General features: G+C 55.9%; 20 protein-coding genes and 1 tRNA gene. 5 read left to right on the top strand and 16 right to left on the bottom strand.

Going from position 1 to position 16966, the window contains the following annotated elements:
- Positions 1-149 precede the first annotated feature (149 nt).
- Positions 150-755 (top strand): DsbA family protein, encoded by a 606-nt coding sequence (locus AC2TCY_RS13025; RefSeq protein ID WP_480847891.1) that lies wholly within the window; start codon positions 150-152, stop codon positions 753-755.
- On the opposite strand, the gene AC2TCY_RS13020 is transcribed toward AC2TCY_RS13025, so the two are convergent.
- On the bottom strand, positions 752-1780 hold the full coding sequence (locus tag AC2TCY_RS13020) for a phosphotransferase family protein (protein ID WP_480847890.1): 1029 nt from the start codon (positions 1778-1780) through the stop codon (positions 752-754). The two genes, AC2TCY_RS13025 and AC2TCY_RS13020, sit on opposite strands and share 4 nt — an antisense overlap.
- A gap of 43 nt (positions 1781-1823) precedes the next feature.
- Positions 1824-2642: an SDR family NAD(P)-dependent oxidoreductase gene (locus AC2TCY_RS13015; RefSeq protein ID WP_480847889.1), complete on the bottom strand. Its 819-nt coding sequence runs from the start codon at positions 2640-2642 to the stop codon at positions 1824-1826.
- A 387-nt stretch (positions 2643-3029) separates the two neighbouring features.
- Here AC2TCY_RS13015 and aroQ point away from each other — a divergent pair, with 387 nt between their 5' ends.
- The gene (gene aroQ / locus AC2TCY_RS13010) at positions 3030-3479 is read left to right on the top strand and encodes a type II 3-dehydroquinate dehydratase (RefSeq protein WP_480847888.1); all 450 of its coding nucleotides are present in this window, start codon (positions 3030-3032) and stop codon (positions 3477-3479) included.
- Positions 3476-4231, top strand: a complete 756-nt coding sequence (locus AC2TCY_RS13005) for a helix-turn-helix transcriptional regulator (protein ID WP_480847887.1) — start codon at positions 3476-3478, stop codon at positions 4229-4231. Before aroQ ends, AC2TCY_RS13005 begins: the two co-directional genes overlap by 4 nt.
- Positions 4232-4606: 375 nt before the next feature.
- On the opposite strand, the gene tsf is transcribed toward AC2TCY_RS13005, so the two are convergent.
- The 5 genes from tsf to AC2TCY_RS12980 all read right to left on the bottom strand — a co-directional run bounded on the left by tsf (position 4607) and on the right by AC2TCY_RS12980 (position 8405).
- Positions 4607-5482 (bottom strand): translation elongation factor Ts, encoded by an 876-nt coding sequence (gene tsf, locus AC2TCY_RS13000; protein WP_480847886.1) that lies wholly within the window; start codon positions 5480-5482, stop codon positions 4607-4609.
- Positions 5483-5559: 77 nt separating this feature from the next.
- On the bottom strand, positions 5560-6351 hold the full coding sequence (gene rpsB / locus AC2TCY_RS12995) for a 30S ribosomal protein S2 (RefSeq protein ID WP_480847885.1): 792 nt from the start codon (positions 6349-6351) through the stop codon (positions 5560-5562).
- 166 nt (positions 6352-6517) lie between these two features.
- Positions 6518-7372, bottom strand: coding sequence for a lyso-ornithine lipid O-acyltransferase (gene olsA / locus AC2TCY_RS12990; protein WP_480847884.1), 855 nt, complete (start codon positions 7370-7372; stop codon positions 6518-6520).
- Positions 7359-8114, bottom strand: coding sequence for an L-ornithine N(alpha)-acyltransferase (gene olsB / locus AC2TCY_RS12985; protein WP_480847883.1), 756 nt, complete (start codon positions 8112-8114; stop codon positions 7359-7361). The genes olsA and olsB overlap by 14 nt, the downstream gene beginning before the upstream one ends.
- A 108-nt stretch (positions 8115-8222) precedes the next feature.
- Positions 8223-8405, bottom strand: coding sequence for a DUF3553 domain-containing protein (locus AC2TCY_RS12980; protein ID WP_008756567.1), 183 nt, complete (start codon positions 8403-8405; stop codon positions 8223-8225).
- A gap of 42 nt (positions 8406-8447) precedes the next feature.
- On the opposite strand from AC2TCY_RS12980, the gene AC2TCY_RS12975 reads away from it, so the two are divergent.
- Positions 8448-9044 (top strand): histidine phosphotransferase family protein, encoded by a 597-nt coding sequence (locus AC2TCY_RS12975; RefSeq protein ID WP_480847882.1) that lies wholly within the window; start codon positions 8448-8450, stop codon positions 9042-9044.
- Positions 9045-9050: 6 nt separating this feature from the next.
- Here AC2TCY_RS12975 and AC2TCY_RS12970 read toward each other — a convergent pair whose 3' ends face one another.
- The 9 genes from AC2TCY_RS12970 to AC2TCY_RS12930 form a co-directional block, all read right to left on the bottom strand.
- Positions 9051-10313 (bottom strand): glutamate-5-semialdehyde dehydrogenase, encoded by a 1263-nt coding sequence (locus AC2TCY_RS12970; RefSeq protein WP_480848280.1) that lies wholly within the window; start codon positions 10311-10313, stop codon positions 9051-9053.
- 46 nt (positions 10314-10359) lie between these two features.
- Positions 10360-11466 carry a glutamate 5-kinase gene (gene proB / locus AC2TCY_RS12965; RefSeq protein ID WP_480847881.1) on the bottom strand — a complete coding sequence of 369 codons (1107 nt, stop codon included), beginning with the start codon at positions 11464-11466 and terminating at the stop codon, positions 10360-10362.
- Positions 11454-12488 carry a GTPase ObgE gene (gene obgE / locus AC2TCY_RS12960; protein WP_480847880.1) on the bottom strand — a complete coding sequence of 345 codons (1035 nt, stop codon included), beginning with the start codon at positions 12486-12488 and terminating at the stop codon, positions 11454-11456. The genes proB and obgE overlap by 13 nt, the downstream gene beginning before the upstream one ends.
- 37 nt (positions 12489-12525) lie before the next feature.
- Positions 12526-13062 carry a GNAT family N-acetyltransferase gene (locus tag AC2TCY_RS12955; protein ID WP_480847879.1) on the bottom strand — a complete coding sequence of 179 codons (537 nt, stop codon included), beginning with the start codon at positions 13060-13062 and terminating at the stop codon, positions 12526-12528.
- On the bottom strand, positions 13059-13667 hold the full coding sequence (locus AC2TCY_RS12950; protein ID WP_480847878.1) for a LysE family translocator: 609 nt from the start codon (positions 13665-13667) through the stop codon (positions 13059-13061). The genes AC2TCY_RS12955 and AC2TCY_RS12950 overlap by 4 nt, the downstream gene beginning before the upstream one ends.
- Positions 13668-13763: 96 nt before the next feature.
- Positions 13764-14033, bottom strand: coding sequence for a 50S ribosomal protein L27 (gene rpmA / locus AC2TCY_RS12945; RefSeq protein ID WP_058271644.1), 270 nt, complete (start codon positions 14031-14033; stop codon positions 13764-13766).
- A gap of 11 nt (positions 14034-14044) precedes the next feature.
- The gene (locus tag AC2TCY_RS12940; RefSeq protein ID WP_480847877.1) at positions 14045-14662 is read right to left on the bottom strand and encodes a 50S ribosomal protein L21; all 618 of its coding nucleotides are present in this window, start codon (positions 14660-14662) and stop codon (positions 14045-14047) included.
- A 207-nt stretch (positions 14663-14869) separates the two neighbouring features.
- Positions 14870-15679, bottom strand: a complete 810-nt coding sequence (locus tag AC2TCY_RS12935; protein WP_480847876.1) for a DUF2059 domain-containing protein — start codon at positions 15677-15679, stop codon at positions 14870-14872.
- Positions 15679-16521: a DUF2059 domain-containing protein gene (locus tag AC2TCY_RS12930; protein WP_480847875.1), complete on the bottom strand. Its 843-nt coding sequence runs from the start codon at positions 16519-16521 to the stop codon at positions 15679-15681. Before AC2TCY_RS12930 ends, AC2TCY_RS12935 begins: the two co-directional genes overlap by 1 nt.
- 123 nt (positions 16522-16644) lie before the next feature.
- Here AC2TCY_RS12930 and AC2TCY_RS12925 point away from each other — a divergent pair.
- Positions 16645-16734 (top strand) — tRNA-Ser (locus tag AC2TCY_RS12925).
- Positions 16735-16966: the final 232 nt, after the last annotated feature.

Here is a 16966-nt window from a genome sequence, read left to right as displayed (position 1 = left end):
ATGTCTTTCGCCGATACTGCCGCGACGTCTTGTGAAACGACAGCAGAAAACCGCAGAGCTTCACGGAAATCACTGAGGTGACACGTAGGGGCTGCTAAACTGAAGAATGATTAGATTCGGCCCTGTACTTTCCTGACAGGAGAAGAAACATGACGCAACGTATTGTTTTTATGTATGACTTCTGCAGTCCAAATGCCTATCTGGCCCACAAGGTCTTGCCAGACCTGGCGAAACGACGAGACATGGTGCTGGGCTATCATCCGGTACTTCTGAGCATAGTCTTCAAGGCCACAAACAACCAAAGCCCGTTTGAGGCCTTTTCCGAAAATCGCCAGAAAACCGCCTATCTCACCCATGACCTACACCGTTTTGCTCGTCGTCGTGGAATCAATTTTCACATGAACCCGCATTTCCCTCCGAATACCAAATTTGCAATGCGTGGCGCGGTGTACGCGCAGGGTAAATCTTGGGAAAACAAATATATAGATGCAGTATTTGATGCGATCTGGGTGCACGGTCAAAAGATCGATGACCTGAGTGTTCTAATGGACGTAGTGCAGGAAGGTGGGCTGCCTGCACGAAAAATTCGGACAGCGCTGGGTGATGGCAACGTCAAGCAACAGCTGAAAGACCAGACCAAACTGGCAGTTCGAAATGGCGTTTTTGGCGTGCCCACAATGTTCGCGGGTGCCGAAATGTTCTTTGGCAAAAATAGTCTGGGAAATCTGGAGCTGGAACTCTCGCAGTCCGATTAAGACTTCAGTGCGCTCAAGCCCTGCCCCGCAAACAGAGGCACATAAGACCCGAACGCTCGGGCCCGGTCCGGGTCGGACGCATTGCCGTCCAGCGCTCGTTTGTAGACCCCTTGCAAAATACCCGCCATCCGAAAGAAGTTGAAAGCAAGGTAGAACCCAAAATTGTCGATCCCACAAAGCCCCCGACGCGCGCAATAATCCGCAATAAACTGCTGATCTGTCGGTAGGCCGAGACTGCCGCGGTCGATCCCAGACAAACCACGTCCTTCTGTTCCAGGCGGCATTTGCCATTGCATTATTACGGCGCCCAGGTCGGCAAAGGGATGACCGATTGTGGACAGCTCCCAATCCAATACGCCGATGCAGCGCGTACTGTCTTGCTCGAAGATCAGGTTGTCGATGCGGAAGTCGCCATGAACCAGTGTTCTCTGCCCGTCATCGGGCGGGATTGCGGTCTCCAACGCCAAGATCAAGGCGTCCATATCCGCAATCTTGGTCGTCTCTGATGCACGGTACTGTTTCGCCCACCGGGTGATCTGGCGTTCAAAGTAGTTCCCGGGCGGGCCAAAGTCGGACAGGCCGGCAGTATTAATATCCACCTTATGCAGTTCAGCAAGGACGCGGTTCATCTCATCCAGAACCCCTGCCCGCGTCTTGTTGTCCTCGCCCCGCATAGTGGGTTCCGGAAAGATCCGCCCTTGCAAATGCTGCATCACATAAAATGCTGACCCAATGACACTATCGTCTTCGCACAGGACGTACACGGCGGGTACCGGAACCTTGCTGTCAGCCAGTGCCTTTTGCACCCGAAACTCTCGATCGACTGCGTGGGCGGATTTCAAGAGAACACCGGAGGGTTTCCGGCGTAACACGTAGCTTTTGTCGGGCGTTCGCAGCAGGTATGTCGGGTTGGATTGGCCAAACGGAAATTTGGTAGCTTGAAGCGGGCCATTGTAGCCAGCAATCTCTCCCTTAAGATAGGCGTCTACAGCGCTCAGATCCAATTCATTTTCCTTGATATCCATTGGCTACCTCAGGGACTATCTGAACTAATCTAAGTATCGCCGGCTAAAGAGCATCGGCGAAAATATTTCCGCCGCTTTGCACGTTGATCCCACCAGACACAGGTATGACAGCGCCAGTGACATAGCTACCGCCGCGCCCGCATAGGAACAACACGCACCCGCCAATGTCGTCCTCTCTTCCCACCCGACCGAGCGGAACCGCCTTGCCAACCTTTTCACGTTTGGTCAGGTCCTCAGTTGCAAACGCAGTCATTCTTGAGACAAACGGCCCTGGGGCAATCGCATTGACGGTCACCCTGTGCGGCGCAAGCTCCTTGGCCATGATTTTCGTCAGGTGAATAACGGCCGCCTTTGAGGCCGAGTAGCTGTAGGCCCCGTCACCCATGGGCGCCTCGCCCATAACCGATGCAACATTGACCACGCGTGCAGGGTCGTCTCCGGAGGCGGTTTTTGTCATCAATGGCAGCAGCTTTTGGGTCAGGTCGAACACGCCGGCAACATTTACCGACATCACTTTGTCCCACGCGTCATAGGGGAATTGCCCCAGCTGCGCGCCCCAGGTAACACCCGCATTGTTCAATAAAATATCAAGCGCTTGAGTTCGACTATTCACCTCGGACACAAGTGCATCAATGCCCGCCTCGCTTCCGATATCACCAGAGAACCCTTCGGCCGAACCAGATGCATCAAGGGCGTTCAGCTCGGCCGCGACCTCTTTGCAGGCATCTCCCTTACGGGAGGCTATCAGAACATCCGCGCCTGCACGTACCAGAGCCTCGGCTGCCATTCGGCCGATTCCGGTTGCGCCACCTGTCACCAGCGCAGTCTTTCCCTGAAGTGAAAACAATGTCTCTGGTGTCATTTTGTCCCCCCTCGCCAAGCCGGATTTCCGTGTACTGATTCTACGCACTGTAGTTCCGGGGCCGCGGCCTAGATAGCATGTGGCAATAATCCAACGCTTTTGGCGTCGCTAAGCAAGAGTGAGAGATGCACGCTTGGGCGTTACTCTGCGTCATGACGGATGGCAAAGAAGGCCTGGAACCAATTTCACCCGCTGATTTCAAACCTCAATTCAAGGCCAACTACTCGGCTAAGTTGTGATCAATACTGACGATATGTGATTAACTTTACATCCCTGACCCTAGTAACAGGACAACATAAGGTATCATTGCTCGCCTCATAAGAGCAGAGGTGGCTGGACGCTACTTGTAATCAGGTTTATGAAAATAGGACATGGGGATAGTGAGAAATGCAGAACATCCTGGTTTTGAATGGTCCGAATCTGAACCTTCTGGGGACACGTCAACCGGAGGTATACGGTCGTACGACCCTTAAAATGATCGAAGATCTGTGCCAGGCCCACGGTGGATCTCTGGGGCAGCACATCACGCATTTCCAATCCAACCACGAGGGCGCGCTGATAGATGCGATCCATGAAGCCCGCGGAACGCAGGACGGTATCGTGCTAAACGCTGGTGCCTACACGCATACGTCGGTTGCTTTGATGGATGCGATCTCCTCGGCGCAGGTTCCAGTTGTAGAAGTACACCTGTCGAACATCCACGCCCGGGAAGAATTTCGCCACAAATCTTATATCGCTCGGGTTGCAGTCGGTCAGATTTGTGGGTTTGGGGCCCAAAGCTATGTGATGGCATTGGATGCGCTGGCCACGCATCTCGCAGAGGAGAACGCGGGATGAACCTCAACGAGTATCTCAACTTTTTAAGCTACGCCAAGACGCTGGAAGAGCTATGGGATGCACACTGCCGGCAGATGGCCAAATACGGTTTTGACCGGCTGCTGTATGGGTATACGCAGTACAGGACTGAAACTTCGCTGGGCGATCCAGAGGACTTTGTTATCCTGACCAATCACTGCAAGGAATACCTGGACGGGTTCCTGCGGTCTGGCCTGTATTTCCATGCCCCGATGCTAAAATGGGCGTTGCAAAACGAAGGCGCCGCGAGCTGGCGCATGATTCAAGAGGCAATGTCCAGCGGGACCATGACGCCTCAGGAGCAGCAGGTTTACGAGTTTAACAAGTCCAAAGGTGCGACTGTTGGCTTCACGATCAGCTTCACATCGGTCTCTGCACGCTCGAAGGGTGCCATTTCGATGGCCCACTATGGGGACATGTCGCAAGACGAGGTAGACGCCGTCTGGGATGAGCATGGCGATGACATATTGCTGATGAACAATATGGCCCACCTCAAAATCCTCACCCTGCCCTACAACGCCCCAAACAGAGCTTTGACCAAACGCCAGCGCGAAGCCTTGGAATGGGTAGGCGATGGCAAGACAACGCAGGACATCGCACTGCTGATGGGGCTTACAGCTGCCACGGTTGAAAAGCATCTTCGCCTGGCGCGAGAGTCGCTGTGTGTTGAAACGACAGCACAGGCCGTTCTCAAGGCTTCGTTGCAAAACCAGATGTTCGTCATGGAAGTGTGACGGCTTCGATTTTGACGCAAAACGGCGTCAGTTTACCTTAGGTAAGGAAATCATTACTTTCCAAATCCGCACTGAAAATTGCAAAGTAGTACTGTTCCGTGAGTGGTGGCTTTAGCCAGGGAACATTTGATCGGATCTTTGCTATATCAGGGCTCTCCGATCGGTCTGTCTCAGGGGCGTCTATTCGTCCACGTACCTGGGTCGGAAATTTTGGGGGGCCTCGACCATCCCCATCATGCGGGGCCCCTCAATCTCTCTCCAAGAACTTAGTTATCTTCGTATTGCGAAAACACGCAAAAAAACCGGCTACGCGCGACGCGTAACCGGTTGCTTTGGTTTTAGTTTCTGCGGACCTTAACAGGGCAGCGGAACTTTTTAGCCTTGAGCTGCTTTGGCGACTTCCGCTGCGAAGTCTTCTTTTTCGACCACGATGCCTTCGCCAACCTCCAGACGGACAAAGCCGGTGATGGTTGCGCCTGCTTCTTTGGCCGCTGCTTCAACGGTCAGGTCAGGGTTCACAACGAAGGACTGGTTCAGCAGAGTCGATTCGGCGACGAATTTCTTCATGCGGCCAACGATCATCTTTTCGATCACCTGCTCCGGCTTGCCGGATTCGCGGGCGATGTCCATCTGGACCTGCTTTTCTTTCTCGACAACCGCCGGATCCATGTCCGCCTCGGACAGAGCGGCCGGGTTCACAGCTGCGATGTGCATTGCAATCTGCTTACCGATGGTTTCGTCACCACCCGACAGTGCAACCAGAACACCGATTTTACCCATGCCGTTGGTGGCTGCGTTATGGACGTAGGACACAACGGTGTCGCCCGACAGCTTGGCCATACGGCGCACCGACATGTTCTCGCCGATGGTGGCGATCTTGTCGGTCAGGGTGTCAGCAACGGACTTGCCGCCCAGATCAGCCGCCAGCAGAGCTTCGACGTTTTCGACGCCTTCGGCTGCAAAGGCGATCTTGCCAACCATTTCCTGGAATTCGGCGTTCTTCGCAACGAAGTCGGTTTCCGAGTTCACTTCGACCGCGACGCCATTGCCGCCGTCAACGTGCACGGCGACCAGGCCTTCTGCTGCGGTACGGCCGGATTTCTTGGCCGCTTTGGCCAAACCTTTGGTGCGAAGCCAGTCAACGGCTTCGTCCATATTGCCGCTGGTCTCGGTCAGCGCTTTTTTCGCGTCCATCATGCCTGCGCCGGTCGAGTCGCGCAGTTCTTTAACCATTGCTGCTGTGATTGCCATCTTTTGGCTCTCCTCAATTCAAACGGAATTGGGGCAGGTCATACCCTGCCCCATATGTCATTTACGTGACGGGCAGCTTACGCTTCGGCAGGTGTTTCTGCTTCCGCGGGCGCTTCTTCCGCAACGGTTTCTTCAACCGGCGCTTCCTCGAAGGCACCCAGATCTACACCGGCGGCACCCATCTGCGCGGTCATACCGTCCAGAGCGGCACGTGCGGCCAGGTCGCAGTACAGAGCGATGGCGCGGGCTGCGTCGTCGTTGCCGGGGATGATGTAGTCGACACCATCGGGCGAGCAGTTGGTGTCAACCACAGCCACAACCGGGATACCCAGCTTGTTGGCTTCGGCGATCGCCAGTGCTTCTTTTTTGACGTCGATGACGAACAGCAGATCAGGAACGCCGCCCATTTCGCGGATACCGCCCAGCGATGCCTGCAGTTTGGTCTGGTCACGTTCCATGCCCAGACGCTCTTTCTTGGTCAGGCCTTCGGCGCCCGATTCCATCGCTTCGTCGATCTGGTTCAGACGGTTGATCGACTGGGAAACGGTTTTCCAGTTGGTCAGCGTGCCACCCAGCCAGCGGTGGTTCATGTAGTATTGGGCCGACTTTTCAGCGGCGTCTGCGATCGGCTGGGCTGCCTGACGCTTGGTACCAACGAACAGAACACGGCCACCTTTTGCGACAGTGTCACGAACGGCCTGCAGCGCCTGGTCCAGCATCGGAACAGTCTGGGTCAGGTCCATGATGTGGATGCCATTGCGCGAGCCGTAGATGAACGGGCCCATGCGGGGATTCCAACGCTGTGTCTGGTGACCAAAGTGAACGCCAGCTTCCAGCAGCTGACGCATGGTGAACTCGGGAAGAGCCATGCTATTTTCCTTTTCCGGTTTACGCCTGGGCGGGGGTGAAAGAAGCGGATGCTCCAACCGGCGGTCTTGATGAGGATGTCTCCCTCAAAAAGGCCAAACCCCGCCTGCGGGTTTGAATGGCGCGCGTATACGGCAGGTTCGCATGTAGTGCAAGGGTCAATTGCCCTTATTTTTCGAGGCGCGCGAACACATGCGCATGACGAACCGCCTCTTCACAATGGGAGGCAAGTGCCTTGCGGTTGGGGAAATCGCTGACCCGCGCCGGCGAGTGATAGATCAATTCGACCGAACCCTGCCTGCGTGCGCCCAACGTCTTTAACAGATGGGGCGCAAAGTCCATATCACCCCACCAACCATAGAATCTTTCGGGCTGTCCTTCGGGCGCATGAAAAATGACCGAGACCGGCTGCACATACATGAAGTCCCGCAGTTCATCTGCGAAGAACGCTGCGAAAAGCGTTGATTTAAAATGTAAAACCCGCAAACCATCGGTCGAGGTGCCTTCGGGGAAAAACAACAGCTTGTGCCCGGCCTTCAGACGGTTTTCAAAAACCTGTGTCTGCTCACGCGCCTTTTTCCGATCTCGCTCTATGAACACTGTGCCGGTTGCCCGCGCGAGCCACCCGATGCCTGGCCATTTCGCAACTTCGGCTTTCGAAACAAAATAGACGCGCTTGCGTGCATTCAAGGCAAATATATCCAGCCACGAAGTGTGGTTGGCGACCACGGCCCCACGCTCTCGCATCAGTTCTCCAGAGGTTCGGAACCCCATCCCCAAAACTCGGAATGCATTGCGACAGACAAATTGCGAAATAAATGGCGTGACCGGTCGACGGATGCCAAACAGCGGCGCCTCGATCAGCCGGACTGTCAACAGAATAATCAGGCCACCAAAGACCAGAATAGCCAAAGGCAGCCCACGTAAGACCACGAGAATCCAACCCAGAACGCCCAACTCGACGCGGTCTGGTGCGTTCTCACTGTTCCACAAAGGATCGTTCACCTGTTCAGGCTCCGCCATATATGCGCTTTTGCCTGTCGTTCATACGCGCGGTATCGAGGATCAGGCAAACATCGGTTGTGTTGAACGCGTGATCGATAAACGCACCCTCCCCCACAAATCCGCCCAACCTCAGATAAGCTTTGATTAAAGACGGAACCTGTACCATGGCGGAGCGGCGATCCAGATCTTCCGGCTCCACGAGGTTCATCGATTGAAAAACTTCGGGCTGAGCCCTGACCCTTAGGTCGGGCGGAGCCAGATGGTTGTGATGCAGCATCGACAGAGGCTGCGCCAGTTCCTGAACGTTTGTGCCGTGAAAGCTGGCCACTCCGAACAGCACTTCGATGCCACGCTCAGCAACATAGGCCGCCAGTCCGTTCCAAAGGTGGTACATCGCTGTACCGCCCCGATAGTCAGGGTGCAGGCATGATCGCCCAAGTTCTAGCAGCCGTCGCCCGCTTTGCTTGAGAACGGTCAAATCGTACTCGTCCTCGGAATAAAACTGCCCCAGTTTTGCAGCACGTTCGCCCGGTAACAGCCTGTAAACGCCAACAACTTCACTCGTCGCGTCATCATAGGCCAGCATGTGATCGAAATATGGGTCGAACCTGTCCTGCTCGAGCTCGGCGTCGTGATCGACCATCTCGCCTCCGCCACCAAGTTCGCGCACGAAAACGTCGTAGCGCAGGCGTTGCGCCGCGCGCAGCTCATCCTCGGTCTCGGCGAGGCGGATGGTAAACGAGGGGCCAGCGTCCGGCATGTCGGGACCTTGTATCCTTTGATATCTGTTGGGCAGATATCGCAGTTTTTCAGGCAAAGGCAACATGATGACCTCTGGTCATCGATGTTAACCTTTTCTAAACCAGTTTCACGGATCAAAGACCGGCATCAGGGCTATGCGTGTCCCGTCGATTACCACTTTCCCCTGCTCGCGAAAGTTTACGGTGATCTTACCCGCGATGTTGGACTGAACCTGTCCGACGCCCCAATCTGGGAAATCCGGGTGCCGGACATACATGCCCGGTGCAAGAATGGCATTCAGGTCTGTCATACAGGGGCTCCGGTCCGGCGGCAGATACAGCAGGAGGTACGCATGGGCGACACCAACGTCAACCTGGCCGAGTTGATCGGCTCTCGGATCTGCCACGATCTGATCAGCCCGATCGGGGCAATCACCAACGGACTTGAGCTGTTGGAAATGGTTGGTGCGTCGCAAGGGCCCGAAATGGAGCTGATCTCGGGCAGTGTTGGAAGCGCCGGCGCCAAGATCAGGTTCTTCCGTGTGGCCTTTGGGGCGGCGGGCAATCAACCTCTTGGTCGCGCCGAGGTGAACAATTTGCTGAAGGATATCGAACAGGCCAGCCGTGTCCGGGTGCGTTGGAATGTGACCGAGCCGATGCCGCGTAATCAGGTCAAGCTAGCGTTTCTTGCTTTATTGTGCTGCGAAAGCGCTATGCCTATGGGTGGAGAAGTCGAAATAGCTGCAACGGGAGACACCTGGCTCGTGAGTGGAACCGCGGACAGGCTGAAGGTGGACAACTCTTTGTGGAAGGGCCTGACCAGCAAGCGCTTCCCTACAAAAGTAACACCGGCACAGGTCCAGTTTGCGCTTCTGCCAGAGACGGCCGCGTCAATGAGGCGGACGGTGGCCGTAGAAACGGCCACAACGCGTGTCGCAATCCGGTTCTAAACTGTTCTAGCTGCGCGTCGTGCCATTTCCGCGCACCAGATATTTGAAACTGGTCAACTGGGCCGCTCCAACAGGTCCGCGCGCGTGCATTTTCCCGGTCGCGATTCCGATCTCGGCACCCATTCCAAACTCCCCACCATCAGCGAACTGCGTCGATGCGTTGTGCATCAGGATCGCGCTGTCCAGTCGCTCAAAGAACCGCGCTGCAGCCTGCCCGTCTTCGGTCATGATGCAGTCAGTGTGGTTTGAGCCGTATTGCCGGATGTGGGCAATCGCTTCATCAATATTCGCAACCGGTTTTGCCGCGATGATGCTATCCAGAAATTCCTTGCCCCAATCGGCGTCTGATGCCGCAATCGTTCCATCACTAGCCAGCGTGCCCTGAGCGTGCACCTCAACCCCGGCAGCCAACAGAGCCGCAATGAGGTCCTGCCCCAATGTGTTCGCGATCTCCGCGTGTACCAACAGGCATTCGGCGGCACCACATATACCTGTCCGGCGGGTTTTGGCGTTCAAAACCACATCCAGTGTTTTCTGAGGATCGGCGGATTTGTCGACATAGATGTGCACGATGCCTTCCAGATGAGCGAAAACCGGCACTCTCGCCTCGCGCTGGACAAGACCGACCAGACCTTTGCCTCCACGCGGAACGATAACGTCCACATAATCCGTCATCGTCAGCAATTCCTGAACCGCCGCACGATCGCGCGTCGGTACCAGTTGGATCGCATCTTCCGGAAGGTTAGCGGCCTTCAAACCTTCCACCAGGCAGGCATGAATTGCGGTCGAAGAATGGAAGCTCTCGGACCCGCCACGCAAGATGACTGCGTTGCCCGATTTCAGGCATAGCGCGCCAGCGTCCGCTGTCACATTGGGGCGGCTTTCATAAATCACTCCGATCACACCCAGAGGTGTACGCACACGCTGAATGTTCAGACCGGACGGCATGTCCCACTCTGCGAGCACCTCGCCCACAGGATCGGCCTGATCCGCAACTGTGCGTAAACCATCAACCATGCCCTGAATGCGCGTCTCGTCCAGCATCAGGCGGTCCATCATCGCTGGGCTGAGGCCCTTGTCGCGGCCAAACTCCAAATCTTTCTGGTTTGCCTCAATGATCAGTGCACGATTATTCCAAACGGCCTCCGCAGCAGCAATCAGAGCAGCATGTTTGCGTTCAGCATTGGCAAAGCCCAGCTCCTGCGACGCTGCCTTGGCACGTTTCCCAAGATCGGCCATCAGGGCGGGGATATTGTCGAAATCCTTCATGTCATATGCCTTTCTTGTAGGTTCGTCCATTTCGCCGACCTGTCCATCACAGCGCAAGATCGTCCCGATGAACCAAAGCCGCGCGGCCGGGATAACCAAGCGTCGCTTCGATTTCCGAAGACTTACGACCTTTGATTGCATAGGCTTCCTGCGCGGTATAGCGACTGAGACCTTGCGCCAAACGCCGAGCTTGCAAATCCAGTATCGATACCGGGTCACCCCGACCGAAATCGCCCGTCACTTCGACAATGCCGGCTGGCAACAGGCTTTTACCGTTTGACAGCGCCAAAGCAGCCCCGTCGTCGACCGTAATCTCACCCCGAGGTTTCATCGCAGATATCCAACGCTTGCGGGCTGCTTGCGGGTCCAGAGTCGCATTAAACCAAGTGCAGTTAGCACCGTTTTCAAGCGTTTTCAGCGGGTTGTGCGGCGAACCTTCGGTAATGGCCATGTCACAACCAGCAGCAATCGCCATTTTACCAGCCAGCAACTTGGTTTTCATACCACCTTTGGACAGCCCCGAGCCGGCGTCGCCAGCCATCGCTTCTATCTCGGGCGTAATGACGTCGATCTGGTCGTAGCGCGTGGCCGTTGGATCAGTTGCTGGGTTCCCTGAATAAAACCCGTCCACGTCTGACAGTAGGATCAGTTGATCTGCGCCCACAGTCACAGCAATTTGCGCGGCAAGGCGGTCATTGTCTCCGTACCGGATCTCATCCGTGGCGACAGTATCGTTTTCGTTGACAATCGGAACGACACCCAGTCCCAACAACGTCTCCAGCGTAGCACGGGAGTTCAGGTAGCGCCGCCGGTCCTCGCTATCTTCCAGAGTGACCAAAACCTGTGCAGTGGTGATGCCGTAAGGTGTCAGCGCCTCTTCGTAAGCGCGGGCCAAACGGATTTGCCCAACAGCAGCGGCCGCTTGTGATTGCTCCAGCGGCAGCGCGGCCATAGGCAGGCCTAACACGCCGCGGCCCAGGGCGATTGAACCGGAGGAGACCAGAACCACATCCGTTCCCTGCCCTTTTAGCCAGGCAACGTCCTGCGCAAGAGAATGCAGCCAGTCCGAACGCAACAGGCCCGTCTCCCGGTCCACCAATAGGGCAGACCCAATCTTGACGACCAGGCGGCGCGCGGCGGTCAGGGTTGCCACGGCTGCACCTCCTCCGCGGGCTTCTGGCGCAGACGGTTTTCGTCTATCTGCGCACGCAGGGCGCGCAGGACCTCGGTTACGCCTTGATGCGCAACCCCCGACATGGCCATGACGGGGCCGCCGACGGCCTCTTCCAGTTCGGACTTGGCCAGCTCGCGTTCCTCGTCATCCAGCGCGTCGACTTTGTTCAGAACGGTGATCCGGGGTTTCTCGGCCAGTTCGCCGCCATAGGCTTCCAACTCGTGAATGATGGTCCGGTAGTCCTCGGCCACGGTCTCAGACGTGCCATCGACCAGATGCAGCAGAACTGCGCAGCGTTCGACATGGCCCAGGAAGCGGTCCCCGATGCCGCGACCTTCATGTGCACCTTCGATCAGGCCGGGGATGTCGGCCACAACGAATTCCACATTGTCCACGCCGACAACGCCCAGGTTGGGGTGCAGAGTGGTAAACGGATAGTCGGCAATTTTCGGACGCGCATTTGACGTTGCAGCTAGAAAAGTCGATTTCCCGGCATTCGGCATGCCTAACAGGCCCACATCTGCGATTAGCTTCAGCCGCAACCAAATAGTACGGTCAATCCCCGCCTGCCCCGGATTTGCACGGCGCGGCGCCTGGTTGGTCGCCGATTTAAAATGCAGGTTTCCGAAGCCACCATTGCCGCCTTTGGCCAGCAATACGCGCTCACCTACTTCGGTCAGGTCGCAGATAACGGTCTCTTCGTCTTCATCCAGAATTTCGGTGCCGACGGGTACGCGCAGGATGATGTCATCGCCATCCTTGCCAGTACGTTGTTGACCCCGACCGGGTTGGCCGTTTTTGGCAAAAAAGTGCTGTTGGTAACGAAAGTCGATCAGGGTGTTCAGCCCGTCCACAACCTCGGCCCAAACAGACCCGCCTTTACCGCCGTCCCCGCCATCGGGACCGCCGTATTCAATGTACTTTTCACGCCGAAAGCTGACGCACCCGCCACCGCCGGCCCCGGACCGGATGTAGACCTTTGCAAGATCGAGAAATTTCATGACTGTCCCCTACTGCAAAGGCCCCATCGGCCACAAGTCAGAGTTTTTTGCTGTACGTCCAAGTGGGCACATTTGCATCGCGCGCCACTGAATAGCTTTCGGCATCGCCAAGGTATTCGAACCCACAGTGTGTCAAAACCCGGGCGGATGCCGGATTGTCCTGAAATACGCTGGCAAACATCGTCGCGTTTTCAAGCGGATTCGCCGCAACCAGTGCTTCGACTGCCTGCGATGCGATGCCCGTGTTCCAGTAGATAGGCGCCACCCAATAACCGACCTCGGACTGGTTGCGATCCAACCTCTTGAGTGAAATCACACCAATCAGTTCAGGCCCACCATCCTTGGTTGCATCCATGACCCAGACATCTTCGTCCCGGTCGTCCGCCATCGAACGGGTCACAAATGCTTCGACCGATCCCGGCGGCAAAGGATGCGCAATGCTAGTGGTCATGCGCGCCACGCGCTCATCGCCTGCATAATACTCAATCAGACCCATATCCGACCGGCGCAGAGGGCGCAGGTCGAACCGCTCGGTTTCAATGACCGGCTGATTTATTATTGTTTCAATTTTCATGAATGCGTTCCTCCTCCGAACAACACAAAAAGTACGGACGCAACAGTAAGACCCGCTAATGTCCACATCAGATATTTTTCGACAGGCCGTCCTTCAACCACGTGGGCAATTCTATCTCCGGCAAACGTCCAGATCGGATGCAGCAAAACCTGACAGAACAACAAACAGAGAGCGATCGTGAGCGTTGCGTCAAAGCTGGATGCCCCAACGGCAACAAAGCTGGTAAAGCCTGCAATGATCATCGCCCACGCCTTTGGATTAAGCGGATGCACAATCAGCCCCGCCCAGAACCCAGGTACCTCATCGGCGCTATCACGCCGCGAGAGTCGAAGGTTGGCAATTTTCCACGCGAGCCAGCAAATATATGCGGCTGAAGCGTATTTCAGAACAGTAAAGATCATCGGCGCCTGTCCAGCCAACTGCAACAGGCCAAAACCCACTGGCCAGATGATCAGCTGCTTGCCCAGTATCACGCCGGCCACAAACGGCAGCGCTGCCCGGAAACCATAGCGCGCACCCGTACCCAGCAGGACCATGTTGGCCGGTCCCGGCGTGCCGACCTGGCTGGCGGCAAATATCAGGAAACTGGTGGTTGCGACTGTCATCTGAGCGTTGGATCAAAACTGTGTTAAAACGAGAAAGGGGACCGGCACTTTGTGCCGGTCCCCCATGAATTTTTCTTAAACCTTCTGGGTTTCGGCTTACTCTGCGGCCTCCGCCACTGGCAGGACCGAAATAAAGGTGCGGTTTTTGAGCCCCTTGTGGAACTTCACGGCGCCATCCACGGTTGCAAAGATCGTGTGATCCTTGCCCATGCCTACGCCTTCGCCCGGCCAGAACTTGGTGCCGCGCTGACGCACGATGATGTTGCCTGAAATGGCGGCCTGGCCACCATACAGTTTCACGCCAAGGCGACGACCAGCTGAGTCGCGACCGTTACGGGAGGAACCGCCAGCTTTTTTATGTGCCATTCTCTCTCTCCTTAGCCTTTGGCCAGCTCTTTGGCCTGCTCAACCCATTCGGGTTTCACTTTGACAGTTTCGATAGCAGCAATCTGCTCGTCCGATAAGGCGGCCAGAGCAGCAAAGCTCTCGATACCGGCCTCATTCAGCTTCTTGGCAGCGGCAGGGCCGACACCGTTCAGCTTGGTCAGATCGTCAGCGGCAGCAGCGGCGGCGGGTGCCTCTGCTTTGGCTTCAGCTTTCTTGGCAGGCTTTTTCGCCGCCGGAGCAGCTTCGCCAGCCGGAGCCGAACCGGTTGCAGCTTTGATGCCCGACTTGTCAGCGCCCGACGACAGGATGTCGGTGATCTTGACCAGAGTCAGTTTCTGACGGTGGCCAACGGTACGCTTCGAGCTGTGCTTACGACGGCGCTTGACGAACTTGATGACCTTGTCACCTTTGATCTGTTCGATCACGTCGGCCTGAACGGCTGCACCATCGACAAACGGCGCGCCGACAACTGGTGCGTCACCGCCCAGCATCAGTACGTCGTTGAATTGAACTTTTTCACCTGCGTCGGCAGCCAGCTTTTCAACACGGAGGATATCACCCGCTTGAACCTTGTACTGCTTGCCGCCAGTCTTGAGGACCGCAAACATGCGTCTTTCCTTTTCATACCCGCGTTCTGTGGTCCCCTTTCGGGCGTTTTGGCCGCAGCCACCTCGAACAGCGCGCCCTTTTCGGGCTGTGTGACGACCTTGGAGCGAACCCCTCAGGTCAAATAATAACGATACCCGGCGCGGAGATTCCGGCCGGGATGCGCGCTTATCCTGAGTTTGCTCATGAAAGTCAACCAAAAACCCGGTTCAAAGGTCAGACGTATTCAGCGCCCGTGCCACTGTTTTTCCCAGCCGATATGAAATGGTGTCAAACATTGCGTCGAACCCTTCGAAAATGGCCATGTTCAACGCTTTTCCGGCTTCGGTTCGGGAAAAAGCGATATTCTCGCGCATCTGCGCATGATCCAGCGGCTGATAGGCAAGCAGCAGGAATGAGAATACCCATTTTTCGGTTTCCGCATGGGTGGCATCTTGCTGCGCCAACAACTCTGCCAGCAGGGCTCCGTCATCAGTCGGATCTCCGCGCCCTTCTGCAATCCCTTTGAAGAAGTTGAAATCCGAGCTGAGAGAGTTCTGCACATTTTGTTCGATCAGGTCATTGACCTGAATGTACTCCTCGACCAATCGAAAGGTCTCGGACGATCGGTCCACTTGGTCATAGGTCAAACGCGCGATCTCTTCGACGGCTTCGTCTGCAAACGCAAGGCGAGCCGAGTTCTCCAACGAGACTATGGTCTGCCCAAGTTCGCCTTCGAAGAAAATCGCCGCTCTCTCCAACTGAGCGTCCGTCATGCCAGTTTCAAATGCTTCAGCGATCTGGCCCTTCATCCAGTTGGGATCGTACAGGTCCTCGACTTGGGTCAGAAAGAACGTACCACCCTGCCCGCTCAGCAACGCCTGATCCAGCTCACGCCCTTGCATCACGCCTTCTTGGCTCAGAATTTCCATGACGTCACCCATATGCAGGGCACGGGTCAGACGTTCGACCTGTTCATTCGCGTCAACAGGAAAAGCCCAGATCGTCAGGGCGGCGGCGGAGGCAATCAACTGACGCATTAAATGTCCTGCGCGGGCCGCAATTCGGCCATTCGGGACGCCAGAATCTCGAAGCGCATCGCCATGATTTCGTACTGAATGGCGTTCAGCAGTTCATAGACCTCTTGCATAAGCGGTTGTTCGAGCGCGTCGACATAGGCATCCACGTCAGCGTCGGAAAAGTCGCGGTAAGCGTAGGCAGACCCTGCCAGGGCCGACAATTGCAGCGATCGGCGCATTTCGCCCTCGTTCGCGCGCATCATCTCACGCAGCTCGTCACCATTCAGTTGTAACTCAATGACGCCCGAAGCGCTGGCTGCCAGCAGAAAGCGCACCTGAATCTCCTGCAACGCCCGCAACGACGTGCCACTTGAATCGACAGCACGGTTCATCCGCTTCAGACTTTCGACGCGTGGCGAACCATCCTTGATCAGTTCTGAGACAATTTTTTGCCCCTGAGCCTGCTTGGCGTCGTCATCTTCATTCATGTGCGAGGCGTTCTCAGCTACGACCAGCCGTTGTCCCAGATCCGAGGCATAAAACTCGACCGCGTGATTCAGGGCTTCATCGCTCAAAGTCTGTTCCAGAATCGATACAGCGGTTTCGTGCATGTCTTTCGTATCGAAAACCTCTTCGGTCAGGCGGGCCCAATCCGACCCGAAACCATCCGGGTCGATGCCCAGCATCTGAGGGGCCGAGGCGGACGCGTGCGCTATGCTTTCAAGCGCCACGTCAAATCCAGTGGTGGTCAAAAAAGCTTCGATCCGGTCCCGGTTCGCGGCCATCGACGGCATCGCTGCAAAGCACATAGCAAGAGTTGACAACAGAAGCGGTGAAACAAGTTGGCGCAGATAATAAGTCATACCTCAAAGCCTAGGCGTTTTCCGGCTGCTGGCAATGGAAAAACAAGGTATCGGTGAATTGAGGAATTTTCTACTTGCACCCCCGCTCGTTCCTCACTAAATCCCCCCCTCACAGACCCCCGCGGAGAGGTGCCGGAGTGGTCGAACGGGGCGGTCTCGAAAACCGTTGTGGGTGCAAGCCCACCCAGGGTTCGAATCCCTGTCTCTCCGCCACTATTTCGCGACCAGCGCAGTCCTTGAATACAGACTCGTAGCCCTACTCACGACCGAGTGCACTTGTCGTTGAATAACATTTGGATCTGTTTTCAGATAGTTCAAAATAGTTTTTCATATTCTTTTCCCAAAAAATCTACTGAGCCCAGCACCCTTCTTCCCAATGGCTGTTTTCGGCCTATTCTGTTGAAAGGTTCTTCCTTGATTGAGGTGTAACTTGCTGATTCCATTC

It is taken from the genome of Ruegeria sp. HKCCD7181 (assembly GCF_057221055.1).
This window is presented reverse-complemented; position numbering and strand designations above follow the sequence as displayed.

Coding starts and splice junctions, on each gene's coding strand:
- AC2TCY_RS13025 (WP_480847891.1), top strand. CDS start 150: ATGACGCAACGTATTGTTTTTATGTATGACTTCTGCAGTCCAAATGCC.
- AC2TCY_RS13020 (WP_480847890.1), bottom strand. CDS start 1,780: ATGGATATCAAGGAAAATGAATTGGATCTGAGCGCTGTAGACGCCTAT.
- AC2TCY_RS13015 (WP_480847889.1), bottom strand. CDS start 2,642: ATGACACCAGAGACATTGTTTTCACTTCAGGGAAAGACTGCGCTGGTG.
- aroQ (WP_480847888.1), top strand. CDS start 3,030: ATGCAGAACATCCTGGTTTTGAATGGTCCGAATCTGAACCTTCTGGGG.
- AC2TCY_RS13005 (WP_480847887.1), top strand. CDS start 3,476: ATGAACCTCAACGAGTATCTCAACTTTTTAAGCTACGCCAAGACGCTG.
- tsf (WP_480847886.1), bottom strand. CDS start 5,482: ATGGCAATCACAGCAGCAATGGTTAAAGAACTGCGCGACTCGACCGGC.
- rpsB (WP_480847885.1), bottom strand. CDS start 6,351: ATGGCTCTTCCCGAGTTCACCATGCGTCAGCTGCTGGAAGCTGGCGTT.
- olsA (WP_480847884.1), bottom strand. CDS start 7,372: ATGGCGGAGCCTGAACAGGTGAACGATCCTTTGTGGAACAGTGAGAAC.
- olsB (WP_480847883.1), bottom strand. CDS start 8,114: ATGCCGGACGCTGGCCCCTCGTTTACCATCCGCCTCGCCGAGACCGAG.
- AC2TCY_RS12980 (WP_008756567.1), bottom strand. CDS start 8,405: ATGACAGACCTGAATGCCATTCTTGCACCGGGCATGTATGTCCGGCAC.
- AC2TCY_RS12975 (WP_480847882.1), top strand. CDS start 8,448: ATGGGCGACACCAACGTCAACCTGGCCGAGTTGATCGGCTCTCGGATC.
- AC2TCY_RS12970 (WP_480848280.1), bottom strand. CDS start 10,313: ATGAAGGATTTCGACAATATCCCCGCCCTGATGGCCGATCTTGGGAAA.
- obgE (WP_480847880.1), bottom strand. CDS start 12,488: ATGAAATTTCTCGATCTTGCAAAGGTCTACATCCGGTCCGGGGCCGGC.
- AC2TCY_RS12955 (WP_480847879.1), bottom strand. CDS start 13,062: ATGAAAATTGAAACAATAATAAATCAGCCGGTCATTGAAACCGAGCGG.
- AC2TCY_RS12950 (WP_480847878.1), bottom strand. CDS start 13,667: ATGACAGTCGCAACCACCAGTTTCCTGATATTTGCCGCCAGCCAGGTC.
- rpmA (WP_058271644.1), bottom strand. CDS start 14,033: ATGGCACATAAAAAAGCTGGCGGTTCCTCCCGTAACGGTCGCGACTCA.
- AC2TCY_RS12940 (WP_480847877.1), bottom strand. CDS start 14,662: ATGTTTGCGGTCCTCAAGACTGGCGGCAAGCAGTACAAGGTTCAAGCG.
- AC2TCY_RS12935 (WP_480847876.1), bottom strand. CDS start 15,679: ATGCGTCAGTTGATTGCCTCCGCCGCCGCCCTGACGATCTGGGCTTTT.
- AC2TCY_RS12930 (WP_480847875.1), bottom strand. CDS start 16,521: ATGACTTATTATCTGCGCCAACTTGTTTCACCGCTTCTGTTGTCAACT.